The sequence below is a fragment of the Desulfuromonas sp. DDH964 genome (genome assembly GCF_001611275.1).
Classification (GTDB): Bacteria; Desulfobacterota; Desulfuromonadia; order Desulfuromonadales; family DDH964; genus DDH964.
The window spans coordinates 1,817,397-1,837,176 of record NZ_CP015080.1 but is presented as its reverse complement, the minus strand read 5'-3'; the positions used below and the strand labels follow the sequence as shown (position 1 = coordinate 1,837,176).

Genomic DNA, 19,780 nt, shown 5'->3' with positions numbered 1-19,780 from the left:
AAAATGTGCGGATCATGGTACAGGTCCCGGCCGCTCAGAGCTTGCCGGCGACCATCCCCGGCAGCAGCCGCCAGGCGGCGTCGATACTGAGCCCGGAGGCGGCGGCCGCAACCTCGTCGTAGCCGCTCGCCGGCGTCGCGGCGACAAATTCACCGCCGCTGCCGTAGAGGGCGAAGGGGACCGGGCCGAGGGTGTGGGTCATGCGCTTGACCGGGGTCGGGTGGTCGGGGAGGACCAGGACCCGGAAAGGACCGAGGGCCGGCAGGCCGTCGAGAACCGGGCCGACCACCTGGGCGTCGAAATCCTCGATCGCCTTGAGCTTGTCGTCGAGGTTGCCGGCGTGGGCCGCCTCGTCAGGGGCTTCGACGTGGAGGTAAACGAAGTCGCGGCTCTTGAGCGCGTCGAGGGCCGCCTCGGCTTTGCCGCGGTAGTTGGTGTCGATGTAGCCGGTGGCGCCGGGGACTTCGATGACGTCGAGGCCGGCGTAGACGCCGATCCCCTTGATCAGGTCGACGGCGGAGATCACCGCGCCGGTGAGGCCGAACTTCTCCTGCAGGGTCGCCATGCGCGGCGCCCGGCCGTGCCCCCAGAGCCAGATCGAATTGGCCACCGGCAGGCGCGCCTTCTGCCGCCGCAGGTTGACCGGGTGGGCATTGAGGAGCATCTGCGCCGAGGTCGTCAGCTGGATCAGCTCGTCGGCCCCGTCGCCACGGGGGAGGTGGCCGGAGACGCTCTGGTGGGTCAGATCGTGGGGCGGGGTAAAGGTCAGGTCGTCCTTGCCGCCGTGCCAGACCAGCAGATGCCGGTAGGAGACGCCGGCATGGAAGCTGAAGCGCTCATCGCCAAGTTCCTGCTGCAACGACTCGATCAGCTCGCGGGCTTCGGCGGTGGTGATGTGCCCGGCGGAGAAGTCCTCCATGTAGAGGTGGCCGTACTGGGCGGTGAGGGTCACCAGGTTGAGACGAAAGGCGACATCGTCCGGCCCGAGCTCGACCCCCATGCTCGCCGCCTCCAGCGGCGAACGGCCGCTGTAACAGGTCGCGGGATCGTAGCCGAAAACCGAGAGATTGGCGACGTCGCTGCCGGGATGATAGCCTTCCGGGACCGTCTCGGCAAGGCCGATGACGCCGCGCCGGGCAACCTCGTCCATGCGCGGGGTCCTGGCATGCTGCAGCGGGGTGAGGCCGCCGAGTTCTTCGAGCGGTTCGTCGGCCATGCCGTCGCCGAGCAGAATGACGTATTTCATAAACTCCTCTCGGATCGCCGCTTTAGCCCCGTGGATGGTGCTGTTCATGGAGCCGGCGCAGGCGCTCGCGGGTCACGTGGGTATAGATCTGGGTAGTCGAGATATCGGCGTGGCCGAGCATGCTCTGCACGGCCCGCAGATCGGCGCCATTCTCGAGCAGGTGGGTCGCAAAAGAATGACGCAGGGTATGCGGGGTGATCTTCTTGCCGATCCCGGTCTCCCGGGCGCGGCGCTTAATAATCTTCCAGAAGCCCTGGCGTGTCAACCCCTGGCCGAGGCGGTTGAGAAAGAGGAGCTTCCCCCCCTTCCCCTTGTCGAGGAGGGGCCGGCCATCGGCCAGGTAACTGCGCAATTCGCTGATGGCGGTCTCGCCAAGGGGGACGATGCGCTGCTTGCTGCGCTTGCCAAAGGCGGTCAGGTAGCCGACATCAAGCTGCAGGTCGGACTGCTTGAGCCCGACCAGCTCGGAGACCCTCAGGCCGGTAGCGTAGAGAACCTCGAGCATCGCCCGGTCGCGCAGGGCGAGCGGCGCGGCGCCGCGCGGCGCCGCCAGCAGCTGCTCGACCTCGCCGGGGCTGAGAGTGTGGGGGAGCGCGGCGAGGCTCTTCGGCGCTTCGACCAGGGCGGTCGGGTTGCGCTCGGCGTACCCTTCGCTGAGCAGGAACCTGTGAAACATGCGCAGCGCCACCAGGGCCCGCGCCCGGCTGCGCGCGGCAAGACCGCCGGCGCGCAGGTGGGCAAGGTAGCGCAGGATCACCGGCGGGGTGATCGCCGCCGGTGCGCCGATCCCCTCCCGTTCGAGAAAGTCGAGGTAGCGGGCGAGGTCGCGGCCATAAGCGTCGAGGGTGTTGCGGGAGAGCCCCCGCTCCACCGTCAGATAGCTGAGGAAGAGATCAAGGAATTCATTCATAACCTATTACTCCATCAGCAGAAATGGAACGGCACCCTGGCCCTTGTTGGGTTTCATTCCATTCAACCCAACCTACGGATCCCATGTGAAATCGTGAAGGTTGGGTTGAGCCCGCGAAACCGCAACACCCGGGCTTCACTCCTCGTCGAGGCACGCCAGGAGCTTTTCCCGCACTTCCCGTAGTTTCTCCTCGGCGATCACCTTCTGGCCGAAAATATCCTGGACGTAGAAGGTGTCGGTGACCTGATCAACCTTGGTCGAGATCTTCGAAACCCCGATGTAGAGCCCGAGTTCCTTGAGGGTCCTGGTAATGCGGTAGAGGAGGCCGACCTGGTCGCGGGCGAAGAGATCGATGACCGTGTATTCGGCGGAAATCTCGTTGTCGATCTCGACCCGGTTGGGATGCCTGGGGAGCGGACGTTCGGAAAGGTAGCTCGGCCGGTGCCGCTTCTTCACCAGGTCGTCGACCCGGGCCCGCCCCTCGATGACGGCGGTCAGGTCGGCCTCGAAACGCGCCCACTTGTCAGCGGAGGTGATGCGCTCGCCGCCGGCACTGAGGACCTGGAGAATATCGAGGGCGATGCCGTTGCCGGTGGTGAAAATCTGCGCCCCGAGAATGTTGATGCCGTTGGCCGCCATCACCCCGGCGATCTTGGAGAAGAGGCCGGGGATGTCGACGGTGGTGATCGTCACCTGGGTGAAATCGGCCTCGGCAACCTGCTCGACCTTGAGCGCCACGGTCTTTTCACCGCGCCCGAGCAGCACCCGCAGGTGTTCGGCGATCCCCTGGGAGCGATAGGACATCAGGTAGCGGGTACCGAGGGAGGCGACCAGTTCCTTGACCTGGCGGCTGTCGAACTCGTCGCTGAGCCGCTCCAGCACCTTGCGGCGACGGTTGCGCAGCTTCTCCGAGCGCTTCTCGAGCTGGAAATTGCCCCGCTCCAGCACCTCGTAGGCCTTCTCGTAGAGTTCCTGCAGCAGCAGTCCCTTCCACTCCGACCAGACATCGGGACCGACTGCCTTGATGTCGGCGAAGGTAAGCAGAAAGAGCATCCTGAGGTTTTCGCTCATCTCCATGGTGCGGGCGAACTGGATGATCAGCTTGTCATCATGGAGGTCGCGGCGCTGGGAGATGTGCGCCATCTGCAGATGATTGCGGACCAAAAACTCGAGGCGCAGGCTGTCCTCCTTGTTAAGGCCAAGGCGGCGGGCGATGGTCGGCACCATGTCGGCCCCCTTGTTGGAGTGATCCTTCCCCTCCCCCTTGCCGATATCGTGGAACATCACCGCCAGTAGCAGCAGCTCCTTCTTTTCGATATCGTTGGCGACCTGGGTCAGCAGCGGTTTCTTTTCGCGGTACTCCCCGAGCCAGAGCTTGGCGATCTCCTCCATGGCAAAGAGGGTATGGATGTCGACGGTGTAGATGTGGTAGGCGTCATGCTGGACCTTGCAGTAGATGCGCTCGAATTCGGGGATAAAGCGGTTGAGGAACTGCAGGTGATGCATGTCGCGCAGGATTCGCCCCAGTCCCCGCGGCTGCCGCAGGATCTCGAGGAACCCCTCACTCATGGTGCGGCTGCGGCGGATGCGGTCGTTGATGCGGTGCAGGTTGTCGCGGATCAGCCCCTTGAGGGGGACGGCGAGCTTCACCCCATGGTGCTGGGCGAGCTGGAAGGCCGTCATCATCGCCGCCGGGTTCTTCTCAAAAAGATCGTCCCGGGTCAGCCGCAGCTCGCCGCGCAGGATGTAGAAACCATCGGCCACGGCGCGCCGCTTGAGATAACCGAAGAGGCGCAGTCCCGATTCCTCCTGCTGGGTCGCCTTGGTGATCAGCAGCGAAGCGATGTGCTCGACCTGGGTGGCATGGGAGTAGTAGTCCTGCATGAACTGTTCGACGGCCGGAGCCTTGCGGTTGTCCTGGTAACCGAGGAAGGCGGCGATCTTCTCCTGCTGCTCGAAGTTGATCTGCTCGTTCTTGCGCGGCGAGAGGAAATGGAGCTCGTTGCGAATGCGCCAGAGATAATCGAGGGCCGCCTCGAAGCTCGCCCCCTCCTGCTCGGTCATCACCCCCTTGATGATCAGGTCACGCAGGGAGCGGGCCTTGAACTTGACCTGGGCGATCCAGAGGGCGGTATGCAGGTCGCGCAGGCCCCCCTCCCCTTCCTTGATGTTCGGTTCGAGGAGAAAGACCGAAGAACCGTATTTTTGCAGGCGACGCCGATTTTCCTCCAGTTTCTCCTTGATGAAGCCCGGGGTATTGCGGCCGAGAATCGCCGTCATGACGCTGCGTTCATACGCCTGGAAGAGGATCTCGTCGCCAACCAGGTAACGGGAATCGAGCAGGGCGGTGCGTGCGGTGATGTCCTTTTCGGCCATCTCCAGGCAATCCTTCTCGGTGCGCACGCTGTAACCGACTTCGACGCCGAGGTCCCAGAGCAGGTAAAGCATGCGTTCGGAAATCTTCTCGGCGTAAGGGCGATCCTTGCCGCTGTAGTAGAACATCAGGTCGATGTCGCTGCGCGGGTTGAGCTCGCCACGGCCATAGCCGCCAAGAGCAATGAGAGTGCAGGATCCCTGGCCGGCCTCGGGGAGATCGGCGGAGACGCTGCGATAGAGGTTGCGGATCAGGGTATCGGCCAGCGAGGTGAGGCTGCCGACGATGCGACGGCCGCTCTCGCCGCTGCGGTGACGCTGACGGATCTGTTCGAGGTGATGGTCGAGAAATTTGCGCGAAGCCTCGAGCAGGCGGGCCCGGCGTTCCTCGTAGGGGAGCGCCGGATCGGTCAAAAGCTCACGGGAGAAGAAGGGTTCGGTCTGCATACCAGGCTCAGCTTTCATTGGGCGGCAATCATCTTCAGAGCGGTGGCGTAATTGCGGACACCGCGAACAATGGCATCGGCGGTGCGGGCGCGAAAGGCTGGATCCTTAAGGCGGGACTCTTCCCGCGGGTGACTGATGAAGGCGCTCTCGACCAGGACCGATGGCATGGTGGCGCCGAGCAGGACGTAAAAGGGTCCCTGGCGCACGCCGAGGTCACGAATGGAGGGGTAGTTGCGGGTGAGGCCCGCCACCAGGGAGTTCTGGATCTCCGCCGCCAGGCGGCTCGACTCGTTGATCTTGGAGTTGGCCATCAGATCGAACAGGATCAGTTCGAGATCGCCGACCTGTTTGAGGGAGGTTCCGTTTTCCCGGGCCGCCACCGCTACCGCCTGGTCGTTCTTGGAAAAGTTCAGGTAGTAGGTTTCGATGCCGTAGACGCTCCCCTTGGTGCTGGCATTGGCGTGCAGGGAGATGAAGAGGTCGGCGCCGACCTTGTTGGCAATGGCGGTCCGTTCCTCAAGGGGGAGAAAGACATCGCCGTCACGAGTCATCACCACTTCGCAACCGAGGTCCTTTTCGAGGCGGCGGGCTAGCTCCCGGGCCAGGGCGAGGGTCACGTCCTTCTCCAGGGATCCGCCGGGCCCGACGGCGCCGGGGTCCTTGCCGCCATGACCGGCATCGACGACGATGCGGCGCAGGGCGTTGTTCCCTTTCTGCGGAATATGCAGCTTGACGGGACGCTCGACCGGGGTATTTTCGAGGATCCTGGAGATGCCGTCATCGGCCGGCAGCGGACCAAGGGCGGGGCGGTTCGGTTCCAGGATCGGACCATCGCCGATCACGTCAATGACGATACGGAAGGGGTCGTCGAGGGGGAAGACCTTGTAGTCCTTGAAACTGACCAGGTCGAGGACCACCCGGGTCCGCTCTTCAGCGGGACGGCCGGAGCGGATCTGTTTCAGCAGGCCGTCATCGACGCTGGTGGTGTCGTTCAGACCGGACGCCGGGACAGTTCCGACCAGGTCGACGTAGAGCCGCGGCGTCACTCCCTTGCCGGGATTGCCGGCGAGGAGGTTGGAGAGGAACTGCACCGGGGCCGAGAGATCGAGCACCACCCGGGTATACCCGGGGTTGGACCAGAAACGCACCCCGGTCAATTCAGCGCCAGCACTGCCGCCGACCACCGCCACGGAAGGGGTGGCCGTTTTGACCGCGGCGGGGGCCGGGTCGCTGCAGCCGTCCAGTTCCCGGCAGGCCTGGCGCGCCTTGGCTACCATGTCGCCTTGCGGATAGTCGGCCAGAATCTGCCGATAGAGGCGCGCCGCCGCGGCCGGATCGGCGAGCGTAGCGGAATAGATTTCAGCGGCCAGCAACAAGGCGTCGTCGGCCAGAGAGCTGCGCGGGTATTCCGCCACCAGCCGCAGGTAGAGAGCGACGGCCTGGCGCGCGTCGCTGCCGATGCGCGAAACGTCATAGAGCCCCTCGCTCGCTTTACCCGCCAGGTAGAGGGCGCGCGCCCCCTCGTCGGCATCGGGATAACGCTGCGGAATGGCCAGAAACGCATCGATCACCCGTTGCCATTGGTCGCGATAGCGTTGTTTTTTGGGGGAATCCTGGAGGCGCTGGTACGACTTGCGGGCCGCCCCATAGGCGTCCGCCGCGCTGGTGGCGGCTTGGCACGGCGCCACCAGGGTGAAGAGGAGCAGCAGTATCGTCAGCGAGCGGACCAAAGGCATTGGCTATACCAGTCTCTTCAGTTCATCTAGGAGATTAAGGGCTTCAAGGGGCGTCACTACCGATACGTCGACGCACTCGAGGCGTTCGCGCAGCGGGTCGGGTCCCGCGGCGGCAAAGAGGGAGAGCTGCGGCGACGGCGTGGCCTGCCGCCCGGGGCGCCGGCTGCGCGCCAGACGCGGTTCCCCTTCGCCGACGAATTCCCCTGCTTCGAGGTTGCGCAGGATCTCGCGGGCGCGGGCGATGACCTCCTCGGGGAGACCGGCAAGGCGGGCGACCTGGATACCGTAGGAGTGGCTGGCGCCCCCCTTGACGATCTTGCGCAAGAAGACGATCTGGTCGTTCCACTCCTTGACCGCGATGTTGTAGTTACGCACCCGCGGCCGGGTCACGGCGAGTTCGGTCAGCTCGTGGTAATGGGTGGCGAAGAGGGTGCGCGCCGCCACCGGAGCATGGTCGTGCAAGTACTCTGCCACCGCCCAGGCAATACTGACACCGTCGAAGGTCGAGGTGCCGCGCCCGATCTCGTCGAGGATGATCAGGCTTTTCGGCGTCGCGTGGTTGAGAATATTGGCGGTTTCGGTCATCTCGACCATGAAGGTCGACTGGCCGCGGGCGAGGTTGTCGCTGGCGCCGACGCGGGTAAAGATGCGGTCGACCAGCCCGATCCGTGCCTCTTTGGCGGGCACCAGGCTCCCCATCTGTGCCATCAGGGTAATCAGCGCCACCTGGCGCATGAAGGTCGACTTGCCGGCCATGTTCGGACCGGTGATAATCAGCAACTGGTTTTCGCCGCTGTCGAGGTCGACGTCGTTGGGGACGAAACGTTCGCCAAGGGACATGGTTTCGATGACGGGATGCCGTCCTTCGACGATCACCAGCTGGTCGCCGCCATCGATCTGCGGGCAGACATAGTTCCGTTCATGGGCCAGGTCGGCGAGGGCGGCGAGGACATCGCAGCTGGCGAGGGCGTCGGCGGTGCGCTGGATCCGTTCGGCCTGGGCCGAGACCTGCTGGCGCAACTGCTGGAAGAGGTCGTACTCGAGCTCGACCAGGCGCTCCTCGGCGCCGAGGACCTTCTCCTCGTATTCCTTCAGCGCCGGGGTGATGTAGCGCTCGGCGTTGGCGAGGGTCTGCTTGCGCTGGTAGTCGTCGGGAACCTTGTCGAGGTGGCTGCGGGTCACTTCGAGGTAATAGCCGAAGACCTTGTTGTAGCGCACCTTGAGAGAAGAGATGCCGGTGCGCACCTTCTCCTCCTGTTCGAGACGGGCGATCCACCCCTTCCCTTCCCGGGCGATGGTCCGCAGCTCATCGAGGCCGGGATCGAAGCCGTCGCGGATCAGCCCCCCCTCGCGCAGCACGAAGGGGGGATCTTCGACCAGGGCGGCGGCGATCAGCGCGGCGACATCCTCAAGGGGATCGATCGCCGCCACCAGTTCCGCCAGCAGTGGGCTGGCCAGCCCCTGCAGGGTATCGCGCAGCGCCGGCAGCCGCTCCAGCGAGCTGCGCAGGGCGGCCAGGTCCTTGGCGTTGGCATTGGCCATGCTGATGCGGGCGCTGAGACGTTCAAGATCGTAGACGCCGTCAAGTCCCTGGCGCAGCTCAAGGCGCGGCAGCGACTGCTCGACCAGTTCGGTCACCGCCTGGTGGCGGCGCCGGACCGGCTCAACCGCAACCAGCGGGTGATGCACCCAATGCCGCAGCTTGCGCCCCCCCATGGCGGTCAGGGTGCGGTCGAGGACCCCGAGCAGCGAGCCCTTGCGACTGCCGTCGTAGATGGTGGCGGTCAGTTCGAGATTACGCCGGGTGGCGGCATCGAGCACCATGAAATCGCGGCTGTGGTAGGTCTGCAGGGTGCGGACATGGGCGACCCCCTGCTTCTGGGTCAGCTCCAGGTAATGCAGGACCGCCCCGGCGGCGGCGACCGCCAACGGCAGCTCGGCGCAGCCGAAGGACTCGAGGCTGGCGCAGGCGAAGAAACGCCGAATCTGTTCCGCCGCCCGGTCCGGTTCGTAGACCCAGGCCGGCAGCCGGTTGACCACCACCTCCGGCGGCAGTTCGGCCAGCACCGGCGGCAAGGCACTGCCGTCCTCGGCGGCGGCAACGAGCACCTCGCGCGGGTTGAAGGCGGCCAGCTCGCTGCGCAGGGGGCCCTCCCCGGCCACCTCGGTGGCGCGGAATTCACCAGTGGTGATATCGAGGACCGCCACCCCCCAACGCCCTCCGGGAGCGCCGGCGACGGCAGCGAGGTAGTTGTTTTCCTTGGGCCGCAGGGTGTCGCTGTCAACCACCAGGCCGGGGGTAACGACGCGCACCACTTCGCGGCGCACGATCCCCTTGGCACTCTTCGGGTCCTCGACCTGCTCGCAGACCGCGACCTTGTAGCCATTCTCCACCAGACGAGCAATATAGGGCTGGCAGCTGTGGTAGGGGATGCCGCACAAGGGGACCTCGTCGGCGGCCCCCTTGTTGCGGGAGGTGAGGGTGATGTCGAGGACCCGTGACGCCGTCACCGCATCGTCCAGGAACATCTCGTAGAAGTCCCCGAGGCGGAAGAAGAGGATGGCGTCAGGGTAATCGGCCTTGATCTCCAGGTACTGACGCATCATCGGGGTGGGGGCGTTCATGCAGCAATCCTCGCGGGAAGGAGCCGGTCTCGGCAGGTTCGAAATGGGCGTTATGTTAACAAACGCCACACCCCTCTGTAAACAGGTAAAGGGGAACGCCTCCCAACCCGGCCAGGAGAGGTATATCCTTGACGGGGAGGCGCCAGAGTGATAAGAAAGGCCCCATTTAAGGAGCTCTTCATGCCGTCTTCCCTCCCCACCGATCTGCCGCTGAGCGAAGCCTTCCCGGAAAGTGTCTTCAGTATCACCACCCTTGAAGATGAAATTCGCGCCGACCGCTTCTGCCACCAGCTGCTGCTCCGTTTCGCTTCCGACCTGGTCGCCGCCGGCGACTTCGATTCGGCCGCAGCCGGCGCCCTCGCCCATGGCGCCGACTACTTTCTGCGCGAATTCGTCATCGGCGATCGCCGCGAGAACATCCTGCAATTGCAGCCGCAACGCCTGCGGCAGTTTGCCGGCAACTGGTACATCGTGCGCAACCTCGAACCGAACCTGAAGGAGCTTTGCGCCATCCTCGAGGGGGTCACGGTCTTTTATCACTACCTGGCCGAACAGGGACTGGTTCCGCCGACCCTGGCAACCGAAATGCAAAACCAGGCCAGAGACGTCGAATTCTTTCGCGGGCGCATCGACGCCTTCTGGGCTATCGACAACGACGGCTACAGCCGCTGGGACCGGGCCTGTCCGGTCGGCGACTGAACCGACCACCGGGAAGACTACGCATGGCCCAGCTCTCGGCAAAAATCCGCGCTGCCAGCATCTCGATTCTCACCGCCACCAGCCTCGCCATCCTGAAGCTGGTCGCCGGCGTCATGACCGGCTCGATGGCGGTCCTCTCCTCGGCGATCGACTCCCTGCTCGACATCCTGATGTCCGGAGTGAACTTTCTCGCCATCCGCCAGGCGGAACAGCCCGCCGACGAAAACCACCCCTTCGGCCACGGCAAGTACGAAACCCTGGCGACGATGATCCAGTCGCTGGTGATCGCCGGCTCGGGCATCTGGATCATCGCCGAGTCGATCTCCCGGCTGCGCGCCGGGGTGACCCTCACCCGCATCGACAGCGGCATCGTCGTCCTCCTGATCGGAACCATCGCTTCGGTCCTGATCAGTCGCTACCTGCGCCGGGTCGCCAAGGCGACCGACTCGTCGGCGCTGCAGGCCGATTCGCTCCACTTCGCCATGGACGTTTACACCAACCTCGGCCTGATGCTCGGCCTGATCCTTATCCGCTTTGTCGCCATCCCCTGGCTCGACCCGGTCCTCTCCATTCTCATCGCCTGTTATATCCTCTTCGAAGCGCTGCGCCTGGTCCGCCAGGGCCTGCGCGACGTCCTCGACGAGGAGCTGCCTGCGGTGGTACGTGACGAGGTCGACCGCCTGATCCAGGCTCACGAGCATGACATCACCGGCTACCACAACCTGCGCACCCGGCGCGCCGGTTCGCAGAAGATCATGGATTTCCACCTCACTGTCTGCAAGCACCTCTCGGTGGAAGAGGCACACAGCATTGCCGATCACCTCGAAAAGCGCATCGAAGCCGACATCCAGGGGGCCGATGTCACCATCCACATCGAGCCCTGCCGGCGCGAGCATTGCCCCGGGCGCGAAGACTGTCCCAGCGACTCGACCCGCCTGGACGAGGATGATCAGGCCGCCTCCTGAACTCAACGCAGCATCCTCCCCCCTTCCTGACTACAAAAAAAGACCGCCCGGCGTTCACGCGCGCCCGACGGTCTTTCTGGTTACTGTTCCGGTTGCCTGCTGCGGCCCGGCACCCTGCCCCGAATCTGCTTTAGGCGCCCCTGCTGTCCACGGCCTTCAGTTTTTCCAGCCGCTCGAAGACCTCGCGGCTGCCGGCCTGGCGCTCTTCCATCGCTTGGAATATCCGCCCGACCATGCCGGTGACCACCCGGGCCGCCGCTTCGATATCCCGGGTCGACTGCTGTTGCCGGGTGGTCGCCTCGGCCATGTCGTCGGCCATGGTCACGACCTCTTCGATCGACTTGACAATGCTGCGGGTCCCCTGGGCCTGCTCCCGGGAGGCGACAAAGACCTGGGAAGACATTTCGCCGAGATCCTCGATCGATTGGCTCACCGACTCGACCGCCTTGGATACCTCGCGGGTCGCCTTGCGGATATCCTGGGCCATGAGCATCGCCTGCTCGGAAGATTGCAGGATCTGCTGCAGGGAAATTTCCAGGTCATTCCCCTTATCGATCCCCTGCCTGACCAGGCTGCGGGTCTGGCCGATATGGTCGACAGTCTCCCGGGTGAAGGACTGGATCTCCTCGACAATGGCGGTGATCGCCCCGGTCGAATTGGCTGCTTCCTGGGAGAGGCTGCGCACCTCGTCCGCCACTACGGCGAAGGAGCGCCCGTTTTCACCGGCCTGGGCGGCGATGATGGCCGCGTTGAGGGCAAGCAGGTTGGTCTTCTGGGTGATTTCGGTAATCACCCCGGTGATGGTGCCGATCTCCTCACTCTTTTCAGCCAGACGATCGATGGCGGCTACGGCCTCGTCGACCGAACCGGCAATCCCCTGCAGTCCCTCCAGGGTATCGGACACCCCGGCGCGCCCTTCTTCGGCCTGGCGGCGCACGGTCTCCGACATGCTGTGGGAGCGGGCGCCGTTCTCCTCCACTGACTTGATGGTATTGCCGATTTCGGTCATCGCCGAAATGGAACGGTCCATGAAATCGTTGAGCTGGTTGAGGTTCTGGCTCACCTGTTCGATCGAGACCGAAATTTCGCTCGCCGCCGAGCGGGTGGTGTCAACCGCGTGGCGGACGACATCGGCGGCGTGGACAATTTCGGCAATCGACGCGCCGGTCGCCGAGGTGGCGCGATAGAGCGACTCGTCACAGCGCGCGTGCTCTTCCCGGTAGCGCAGCAGTTCGGCAAAGGTCTTTTCGAGCTCCCGGGTCAGGGTCTCGACCGCCTGCAGCAGTTCGAGCTTGGTCAGGGTCGAGGAGACCTGGTCGGCAAAAAGCTTGACGGTATCGACATCGGTATCGTCGAGGGCTTTACGCTTGATCTTGTTGTCGACGCCGAAGAGTCCCACCACTTCGTCGCGGACAATGATTGGACAGAGGATGAAGCTGCGTGACCGCAGCTGGACAATGCGGTCACAGGGGGCCTTGAGATGGAATTCGTCCGGGTAGCGCGTGATGTCATCGACCAGCAGCAGTCGCTGGTCGCGCACGGCGAGAAAGAGCGCGCCGCCCCGTTCGTCGAGGGGAACCGTCAGGCCCTTGACGTTGTCATTGCCGCTGCCACGGCTGGCGGTAAATTCGAGGCAGTCCCGTTCCTTGTTGACCATGAGGATGTTGACCCGGTCGTAGCCGAGGATTTCATGGAGGCCATCCGCGGCAAGGTGCATCACCTGGCGCGGGTCGCTGGTCTTCTGGATGTGGTTGTTGATGGCATGGAAGTTCTTGATGCCGTTATTGAGGTCCCGAAAGCGGCGCTCGAACTCTTCCTTCTGGGTGGCAACGGTGGTGTTGAGCTCATCGAGACGGGCCGCCCGCTCGTGAATCTGCTGGGAAGCGCTGCCGATCAGATAGCCGAAGGTGCCGAGAACCAGCGCGGTCCCGCCAGCCATGTAACCGTACAGGGCCAGGCTCTCGGCGCTGCGAACGATATCGTCGAAAATCTGCTCAAACAGGCCGATCGACGGATCGCGGAACAGGATCAGGCGCAGGGCAATCCAGCCGACCGGCGCCAGAAAACCGAGGCAGACGCCATAGAAGGCGTAGCTCCAGCTGCGTTCGAATTCCAGGCCTGAGCGCATAATGGCTTCTCCCTCTCCCCTGTCGTCAGACTTTGCCGGAATAAAAAAAGGCACCCACGGGGGCGCCCCCCTGGTGCCGCATGCACTGTTTCCCCGAGTGATTCAGCGACATGCCCACTCCATTCGCAAAAGGCTGGCAGTCAACCTTAACTGGCTGAATTCACGAAATCCTTGGCGTACAGTAACGGGCTGATTAGCCATCGTCAAGAAAAAACCGGGTCTGCCCGCTTCAGCGACCGAGACAGATCCCCAGCTCCTCGGCGGTCCGGCAGAGGTCTCCGGCGGGGTCGACCAGGTTCAGCGCTTCGACGGCGGCGGCGATCGGTACCGAGTCGACCGCGCGGCCGGCCAGGGCGACCATCCGCCCGAATTCCCCCTGCTCCACCAGCTGCACCGCCTTGACCCCGAAACGGGAACCGAGGATGCGGTCGAAGGGGGTCGGGCTGCCGCCCCGCTGTAAATGACCGAGAACCACCACCCGATTCTCCATCTCGAAACGTGCGCCTAGCTGCGCCGCCAGGGTCTGTCCGATCCCGCCGAGTCGTTCGACCCCGAGATTCTCCCCGGCACTCACTCGTACCACCTTGCCGCCATCCGCAGGGTGAGCCCCTTCGGCAACCACCAGGATGGAGAAGCGGCTCCCCCGTTCGCGGCGACCGGCAATCGCGGCACAAATAGCATCGAGAGAATAGGGAATTTCCGGCAGCAGGATCACATCCGCCGAACCAGCAATCCCCGCTTCAAGAGCAATCCAGCCAGCATCCCGCCCCATGACCTCGACGATCATCACCCGGTGATGGCTCTCTGCCGTGCTGTGGAGGCGATCAAGGGCTTCGGTCACCACGCCGACCGCCGAGTTGTAGCCGAAGGTGACGTCGGTTCCCTGCAGGTCATTATCGATGGTCTTCGGCACCGCGACGATATTAAGCCCCAGTTCGCCGAGCCGGCGCGCAATCTTCAGGGTGCCGTCGCCGCCGACGGTGATCAAAACGGTGGCTCCCAGTTCGCGAAAATTGGCCACTACTTCGGCCGAAACATCGCGCAGCACGATCTCCCCCTTTTCGCGCACCGGGTAGGCGAAAGGGTTGCCGCGGTTGCTGGTACCGAGAATCGTCCCCCCCTGCGGCAGGATGCCACGGACGGCGGCGAGGTCGAGTTCGCGCCAGCGCGGCGTGCCGACCAGGCCGTCAAAGCCGTCTTCGATGCCGATGACCCGCCAGCCTCGCTGCAGCACCGCAGCCCGTACGACCCCACGAATGACCGCGTTCAGCCCCGGACAGTCACCGCCACCGGTAAGAATGGCAATGGTCGGTTTCATCTATCTCCTCCCTTGCGAAGGGCGGCCATCACCGAGGCGCTTTCGGATCGGTCGCGATCGCCAGCTTGCCGAACCCGGCCGCCCGCGCTGCATCCATCAGCTCGACCACCTGGCCGTGACGACTCTCGGTATCGGCATAAAGGACAAAGGTCATCGCCGCGCCGCGGGGACCAAAAGCATCGAGTCGCCGGCGCAGTTCTGCCAGAGTGACCGCTTCGTCGCCGAGGGAGATTTTCCCCGCGGACGAAAGGTAGACCTTGACCTCCTTGGGTTCGGCATCACTCCGTTTTGCACCCGATTCGGGGAGCCTGATGGTCAGCCCCGGGTTCTCGACGAAGGTGGTCGAGATCATGAAGAAGATCAGCAGCAGAAAGACGACATCGACCATCGAGGTCAGGTCGACCTTCGGCTCATCGCGCCGTTTGCGCAGCCAGGCCATCGCTTCAGCTCTCCTCGCTGCCGAGAAGATCAACGATCTGCAGCGACCAGCCTTCCATCTCCAGCAACAGCCGGTCGAGACGCCCGGAGAGATACTTGTGCAGCAGGATAGTGGGGATCGCCACGGCCAGCCCGGCCGCGGTGGTGATCAGCGCCTGGGAGATGCCGCCACCGAGGGTCGCCGGGGTACCGACCCCCTGGGTGGCGATGACATTGAAGGCCTGGATCATCCCCAGCACGGTCCCCAGCAATCCCAGCAGCGGGGAGAGGGAGGCAATGGTGCCGAGCAGGCCGAGGTAGCGTTCTAGGGGGGCAGCCTCCCGGCGGCCGGCTTCCTCGGTGACCTCCTTGATCTGGGTGCGGGTGCGACCGGCGGCACGCAGGGCGGCGAAGACCACCCGCCCGAGCGGCGTATCGGCGCGCTGGCAGGCCGCCACCGCTTCGACCAGACGCTTGGCTCCGAGCAGGCTGACCACCTCCCGAATCAGTTCTTCGCTTCCGCGGCGGAAGCGATAAAAGGCCAGGATCCGTTCCAGAAAAATGGCCAGACCGAGGACCGAACAGAAGAGGATCGGGTACATGAGCGGCCCGCCCTTTTGAAAAATCTCCAGCATGAAAGCAGCGTCCTTTCCGGGTTGAAATCAGTTTTCGTTGTCTGCTCCCCCCGCTGCCGCCGGGGAGGCGGAATTGCGGCCGGCGCCTCGCGCCAGTTCCCGTTCGAGCCGGGCAATCTGGCGCCGCAGGGCAGTCTGGCGCACCGCCCCGACCAGTGCCGCAAGGAGGTAACCGAGAGCAAAAAAGACCAGCAGGAAGACAAAGAGGGGGAGTTCCGGGGTCTGGTAGCCAAAGGCGCTGACCCGCACCGGCGCGGCGTTGGTCAGGGCGAGGAAAAGCACCAGGCCGAGGATCAGCAAGGCCATGATGTTGCGAAAAATCGTCATTATTCGCTCCCGGGAAAGCCGTCACGCAGCAGTTCGTAGGTCGTCAGCAGGTGCTGCGGGATAACCCGCACATCGGCAAAGACCGGCATGAAATTGGTGTCACCGCTCCAGCGCGGAACAATGTGAAGGTGGAGGTGTTCGGCAATCCCGGCCCCGGCGATCTGGCCAAGGTTCATGCCGATATTGAAACCCTGGGCGCCGACCCGTTCGGCAAGAACCTGGCGGCTGCGGCACAGCAGACGGTGCATGTCGAGTACCTCGGCCTCGCCCAGACTGTCCAGGTCCGAAGTGTGCCGATGAGGAGCTATCAGGAGGTGGCCATTGCTGTAAGGATAACGGTTCATCAGGACACAGGCCAGGGGGGTACGGGCGAGGACCAGGCGCGCTGAATCTTCAGCAGCCCGGTCGCCGAGACAGAAGATGCAGTCGCCTTCCCCTTTTTCACCCTGGATATAGTCGAGCCGCCAGGGCGCCCAGAGCCGTTCCATACCCGCTCCTTCAGTCACTGTCGATGTTGATGATCCGCCCCTCGATGGTCGTCCCGAGTTCGAGCAGACCGACCGAATGCCAGGGGGCCTGGCGGCGATCGCTGGGACTCCCGGGATTGAAGAGTAACACGCCTTCCCGGCGTTCGCAGCACGGGAGATGACTGTGGCCGAAAACCAGGCAGTCCAGGGCCTCCCCCCGGAATGCTTCCAGCACCTTGCCGGCCACTCCATCGGGAGGACCCCAGCCATGAATCAGCCCGATGCGGAAACCGCCGATTTCAAGGATCCGTCGTTGCGGCAGGTTGCGGCGGGGCGGATCGAGGTTCCCGCGCACCTGGAAAATGGTCCGGTCGCTCAACCCGAGCAGTACATCCGGATCGACGAGATCACCCGCGTGCAGGATGATTTCGGCATCCCCGAAGTAGCGGGTCACCAGTCCCTCCAGGAACGCCCCGCCGGTGGCGAATCCGTGCAGGTGGGTATCTGAAAGTACGCCGATGCGTTGCATTTGGGAGATTCAGCCCCTCGCCCTGACCCGTAAAACAGTCCTGTCGGGATGTCTCAGCCCGGCTCGATGGACCAGACCCTGACTCCATCCCGGTACCGACCTGTTGTACCCTTGCGACCGGGGAGTGTCAATCGGATTTGAGTTTTGACCGGGACGTAACCAGCGGCGGAAATATTCCTGGAATGGCCGAAATCGGCCACCCCAGAAGCTCGCCACTACCCAGTCCGAATGTCAATTCTTCGCCTTGGTACGTTGACGCCGCGCTAATTGGCGATATTTTATCAAAAGCAAAGGGCTTGGCACCATGATTGCTGAAAATCACGAACGATGTTTCGGAAACATTGTTTTCTTTGGATTAGGCAAACCAGAATACCCTTGACAACTGACAATTCAGGCGCTATTTTCCGGCTTTATCTTCAGTAAAATTTTATCTTATTTTTTTAGCTAAACTTATTTTGGCCCGTCCAAACGGAAACGACATTCGCCCCGCTTCAGCGTGAGGCCATCGGCACCAATCACCCGGACAGGAGGACCACCCCCATGTCAAAACGTCAGGACGCCCTGGACTATCACAGTTCAGGCCGTAAAGGAAAAATCGAAGTCATCACCACCAAACCCTGCGCTACCAGCCGCGATCTCTCTCTCGCCTACAGCCCCGGCGTCGCCGAACCCTGCCTGGAGATCGAAAAAGACCCGGCCATGGCCTATGAATATACGGCCAAGGGGAATCTGGTTGCCGTCGTCTCCAACGGCACGGCGGTCCTCGGCCTCGGTGACATCGGCGCCATGGCCGGCAAACCGGTGATGGAGGGGAAAGGGGTCCTCTTCAAGCGTTTCGCCGATGTGGATGTCTTTGATATCGAGCTGAACACCAAGGATTCGGATGAAATCATCCGCACCGTCAAGATCCTCGAACCGACTTTCGGCGGCATCAATCTTGAGGACATCAAGGGACCCGAGTGCTTCTACATTGAGGAAGAGCTGAAGAAGATCATGAACATCCCGGTCTTCCACGATGACCAGCACGGCACCGCCATCATCGCCAATGCCGGCCTCATCAACGCCCTGGAGATCGTCGGCAAGAAGATCGAGGATGTGAAGATCGTTGTCAATGGCGCCGGTGCTGCTGGTATCGCCTGTGCCAACATGGCGCTGGTCCTCGGCGCCAAACCGGAAAATCTTTACGCCTGCGACACCAAGGGGGTCATCTACAAGGGACGCCAGGAAGGGATGAACCCTTTCAAGGAGCGCCTCGCCAACGATACCGCGGCGCGCACCCTCGAAGATGCCATGGCAGGTGCCGACGTCTTCTTCGGCGTCTCGGCCAAGGGAGCCGTAACTCCGGAGATGGTCAAGTCGATGGCCAAAGATCCAGTGATCTTCGCCATGGCCAACCCCGATCCGGAAATTACTCCGGACGAGGCCAAGGCGGTCCGGGACGACGTCATCGTCGGTACCGGGCGCAGCGACTATAACAACCAGGTCAACAATGTCCTCTGTTTCCCCTTCCTCTTCCGCGGCGCGCTCGACACCCATGCCACGGCGATCAACGACGAGATGAAGATGGCGGCCTGCCTGGCGCTGGCCAACCTTGCCAAGCAGGACGTCCCGGACTCGGTGCGCAAGGCCTACGGCAACGTCGAGATCAGCTTCGGCCGCGAGTATTTGATCCCCAAACCCTTCGATCCCCGGGTTCTGCTCCATGTCGCCCCGGCCGTGGCCAAGGCGGCGATGGACAGCGGGGTGGCTCGCCGTCCGATCGAGAACATGGAGAAGTACAAGGAGCACCTGGAAGCCTTGCAGGGCCGTTCCAAGGAGATCATGCGCACCCTGATCAACAAGGCCAAGGCCCAGCCGAAGCGGGTCGTCTTCCCGGAAGGGGAGGAGGAGAAAATCCTGCGCGCCGCCCAGGTTCTGGTCGAGGAGGGGATCGCGATCCCGATCCTGCTCGGCGACCTCAAGGAGATCAACGACAAGATCCAGGAGCTCGGTCTCGACCTGAAGGGGGTGCAGATCATAGACCCGGCGACCTCGGACATCCGCGGCGAATATATCGACGAGCTCTTCGAACTGCGCCAGCGCAAGGGGATTACCCGCGCCGAAGCAAAGCGGCTGATCAAGAAGAACCGCAACTACTACGGGGCGATGATGGTACAGCACGGCGACGCCGATGCGCTCCTTTCCGGCCTCAACCACCATTATCCGGAAACAATCCGGCCGGCTCTCGAGGTGATCGGAAAGCAGGAAGGGCTCTCCAAGGTCCACGGCCTCTACATGCTGGTCTTCAAGAAGCAGGTCGTCTTCTGCGCCGACGCCACGGTGACTATCGAGCCGACCGCCGAGGAGCTGGCCGAGACCGCCATCCTCACCGCCAAGAAGGCCCGCCACTTCGATGTCGAGCCGAAGGTGGCGATGCTCTCCTTCTCCAACTTCGGCAGCGCCGAGCATCCGTTGACCCTCAAGGTCAAGCGCGCCACCGCCCTGGTCAAGGAGTGGGCCCCCGACCTGATCGTCGACGGTGAGATTCAGGCCAATGTCGCCCTCGATCCGGAACTGACCGCGATCCAGTACCCCTTCTCCAAGCTCAAGGGGGATGCCAATGTCCTGATCTTCCCCGACCTGCAGTCCGGGAACATCTGCTACAAGCTCCTCAACAAGCTCGGCGGCGCCGAGACCGTCGGGCCAATCCTGATGGGAATGAAGAAACCGGTGCATGTCCTGCAGCGCGGCGACGATGTCGGCGACATCATCAACATGGCCGCGGTGGCGGTAGTGGACGCCCAGGAACTGGCCGACCGCTGAAAACTGAACGACTGTTGTCACGGAAAACCCGGGGGAGCGAAACCGCTCCCCCGGGTTTTATTGTCATTGCTCCGATGGCCCCCAGAGTTCCTATGGGACTTATGAATACCATGCTTTCCTGCTCCCTTCCCCCTTCCCTGCCCGGTTCTTTCCTGC

At 63.4% G+C, this 19,780-nt stretch carries 15 protein-coding genes; 3 read left to right on the top strand and 12 right to left on the bottom strand.

Features of this window, described 5'->3' with window-relative positions; translation table 11 throughout:
• Window positions 1-34: 34 nt before the first annotated feature.
• From DBW_RS08280 to mutS, 5 genes are all read right to left on the bottom strand, one after another.
• Window positions 35-1,246: a cofactor-independent phosphoglycerate mutase gene (locus DBW_RS08280; RefSeq protein WP_066726806.1), complete on the bottom strand. Its 1,212-nt coding sequence runs from the start codon at window positions 1,244-1,246 to the stop codon at window positions 35-37.
• 22 nt (window positions 1,247-1,268) lie between these two features.
• Window positions 1,269-2,156 carry a site-specific tyrosine recombinase XerD gene (xerD, locus tag DBW_RS08275; RefSeq protein WP_066726804.1) on the bottom strand — a complete coding sequence of 296 codons (888 nt, stop codon included), beginning with the start codon at window positions 2,154-2,156 and terminating at the stop codon, window positions 1,269-1,271.
• A 135-nt stretch (window positions 2,157-2,291) separates the two neighbouring features.
• A complete protein-coding gene (gene glnD / locus DBW_RS08270) occupies window positions 2,292-4,976 on the bottom strand; it encodes a [protein-PII] uridylyltransferase (protein ID WP_066726802.1) in 2,685 nt (894 codons plus the stop codon).
• A gap of 14 nt (window positions 4,977-4,990) precedes the next feature.
• Window positions 4,991-6,712: an N-acetylmuramoyl-L-alanine amidase gene (locus tag DBW_RS08265; protein WP_066726801.1), complete on the bottom strand. Its 1,722-nt coding sequence runs from the start codon at window positions 6,710-6,712 to the stop codon at window positions 4,991-4,993.
• Window positions 6,713-6,715: 3 nt separating this feature from the next.
• Complete coding sequence (gene mutS, locus DBW_RS08260; RefSeq protein ID WP_066726800.1) at window positions 6,716-9,337, bottom strand: DNA mismatch repair protein MutS; 2,622 nt, start codon at window positions 9,335-9,337, stop codon at window positions 6,716-6,718.
• 180 nt (window positions 9,338-9,517) lie between these two features.
• On the opposite strand from mutS, the gene DBW_RS08255 reads away from it, so the two are divergent.
• Both DBW_RS08255 and DBW_RS08250 read left to right on the top strand, forming a co-directional pair.
• Window positions 9,518-10,036: a hypothetical protein gene (locus DBW_RS08255; RefSeq protein ID WP_066726799.1), complete on the top strand. Its 519-nt coding sequence runs from the start codon at window positions 9,518-9,520 to the stop codon at window positions 10,034-10,036.
• A 23-nt stretch (window positions 10,037-10,059) separates the two neighbouring features.
• Window positions 10,060-11,001 (top strand): cation diffusion facilitator family transporter, encoded by a 942-nt coding sequence (locus DBW_RS08250; RefSeq protein ID WP_066726795.1) that lies wholly within the window; start codon window positions 10,060-10,062, stop codon window positions 10,999-11,001.
• A 130-nt stretch (window positions 11,002-11,131) separates the two neighbouring features.
• On the opposite strand, the gene DBW_RS08245 is transcribed toward DBW_RS08250, so the two are convergent.
• The 7 genes from DBW_RS08245 to DBW_RS08215 form a co-directional block, all read right to left on the bottom strand.
• Entirely contained in the window at window positions 11,132-13,129 is a 1,998-nt protein-coding gene (locus DBW_RS08245) for a methyl-accepting chemotaxis protein (protein WP_066726793.1), read from the bottom strand.
• Window positions 13,130-13,358: 229 nt separating this feature from the next.
• Window positions 13,359-14,447: an ATP-dependent 6-phosphofructokinase gene (locus tag DBW_RS08240; RefSeq protein WP_066726791.1), complete on the bottom strand. Its 1,089-nt coding sequence runs from the start codon at window positions 14,445-14,447 to the stop codon at window positions 13,359-13,361.
• A 28-nt stretch (window positions 14,448-14,475) separates the two neighbouring features.
• Window positions 14,476-14,886, bottom strand: coding sequence for an ExbD/TolR family protein (locus tag DBW_RS08235; RefSeq protein WP_066726789.1), 411 nt, complete (start codon window positions 14,884-14,886; stop codon window positions 14,476-14,478).
• Window positions 14,887-14,890: 4 nt separating this feature from the next.
• Window positions 14,891-15,499, bottom strand: coding sequence for a MotA/TolQ/ExbB proton channel family protein (locus DBW_RS08230; protein WP_066726786.1), 609 nt, complete (start codon window positions 15,497-15,499; stop codon window positions 14,891-14,893).
• Window positions 15,500-15,526: 27 nt separating this feature from the next.
• Window positions 15,527-15,826 carry a lipopolysaccharide assembly protein LapA domain-containing protein gene (locus DBW_RS08225; RefSeq protein WP_066726785.1) on the bottom strand — a complete coding sequence of 100 codons (300 nt, stop codon included), beginning with the start codon at window positions 15,824-15,826 and terminating at the stop codon, window positions 15,527-15,529.
• On the bottom strand, window positions 15,826-16,314 hold the full coding sequence (locus tag DBW_RS08220) for an HIT family protein (protein WP_066726783.1): 489 nt from the start codon (window positions 16,312-16,314) through the stop codon (window positions 15,826-15,828). Before DBW_RS08220 ends, DBW_RS08225 begins: the two co-directional genes overlap by 1 nt.
• Before the next feature lie 10 nt (window positions 16,315-16,324).
• Window positions 16,325-16,822, bottom strand: a complete 498-nt coding sequence (locus tag DBW_RS08215; RefSeq protein WP_066726781.1) for a metallophosphoesterase family protein — start codon at window positions 16,820-16,822, stop codon at window positions 16,325-16,327.
• A gap of 540 nt (window positions 16,823-17,362) precedes the next feature.
• Here DBW_RS08215 and DBW_RS08210 point away from each other — a divergent pair.
• Window positions 17,363-19,624, top strand: a complete 2,262-nt coding sequence (locus DBW_RS08210) for an NADP-dependent malic enzyme (RefSeq protein WP_066726776.1) — start codon at window positions 17,363-17,365, stop codon at window positions 19,622-19,624.
• Window positions 19,625-19,780: the final 156 nt, after the last annotated feature.

What these genes read in the sequence shown, in the direction of transcription:
- DBW_RS08225 (WP_066726785.1), bottom strand. Translation starts at nt 15,826, where the DNA reads ATGACGATTTTTCGCAACATCATGGCCTTGCTGATCCTCGGCCTGGTG.
- DBW_RS08240 (WP_066726791.1), bottom strand. Translation starts at nt 14,447, where the DNA reads ATGAAACCGACCATTGCCATTCTTACCGGTGGCGGTGACTGTCCGGGG.
- DBW_RS08255 (WP_066726799.1), top strand. Translation starts at nt 9,518, where the DNA reads ATGCCGTCTTCCCTCCCCACCGATCTGCCGCTGAGCGAAGCCTTCCCG.
- DBW_RS08250 (WP_066726795.1), top strand. Translation starts at nt 10,060, where the DNA reads ATGGCCCAGCTCTCGGCAAAAATCCGCGCTGCCAGCATCTCGATTCTC.
- DBW_RS08215 (WP_066726781.1), bottom strand. Translation starts at nt 16,822, where the DNA reads ATGCAACGCATCGGCGTACTTTCAGATACCCACCTGCACGGATTCGCC.
- xerD (WP_066726804.1), bottom strand. Translation starts at nt 2,156, where the DNA reads ATGAATGAATTCCTTGATCTCTTCCTCAGCTATCTGACGGTGGAGCGG.
- DBW_RS08220 (WP_066726783.1), bottom strand. Translation starts at nt 16,314, where the DNA reads ATGGAACGGCTCTGGGCGCCCTGGCGGCTCGACTATATCCAGGGTGAA.
- DBW_RS08210 (WP_066726776.1), top strand. Translation starts at nt 17,363, where the DNA reads ATGTCAAAACGTCAGGACGCCCTGGACTATCACAGTTCAGGCCGTAAA.
- DBW_RS08245 (WP_066726793.1), bottom strand. Translation starts at nt 13,129, where the DNA reads ATGCGCTCAGGCCTGGAATTCGAACGCAGCTGGAGCTACGCCTTCTAT.
- DBW_RS08280 (WP_066726806.1), bottom strand. Translation starts at nt 1,246, where the DNA reads ATGAAATACGTCATTCTGCTCGGCGACGGCATGGCCGACGAACCGCTC.
- DBW_RS08230 (WP_066726786.1), bottom strand. Translation starts at nt 15,499, where the DNA reads ATGCTGGAGATTTTTCAAAAGGGCGGGCCGCTCATGTACCCGATCCTC.
- DBW_RS08265 (WP_066726801.1), bottom strand. Translation starts at nt 6,712, where the DNA reads ATGCCTTTGGTCCGCTCGCTGACGATACTGCTGCTCCTCTTCACCCTG.
- glnD (WP_066726802.1), bottom strand. Translation starts at nt 4,976, where the DNA reads ATGCAGACCGAACCCTTCTTCTCCCGTGAGCTTTTGACCGATCCGGCG.
- DBW_RS08235 (WP_066726789.1), bottom strand. Translation starts at nt 14,886, where the DNA reads ATGGCCTGGCTGCGCAAACGGCGCGATGAGCCGAAGGTCGACCTGACC.
- mutS (WP_066726800.1), bottom strand. Translation starts at nt 9,337, where the DNA reads ATGAACGCCCCCACCCCGATGATGCGTCAGTACCTGGAGATCAAGGCC.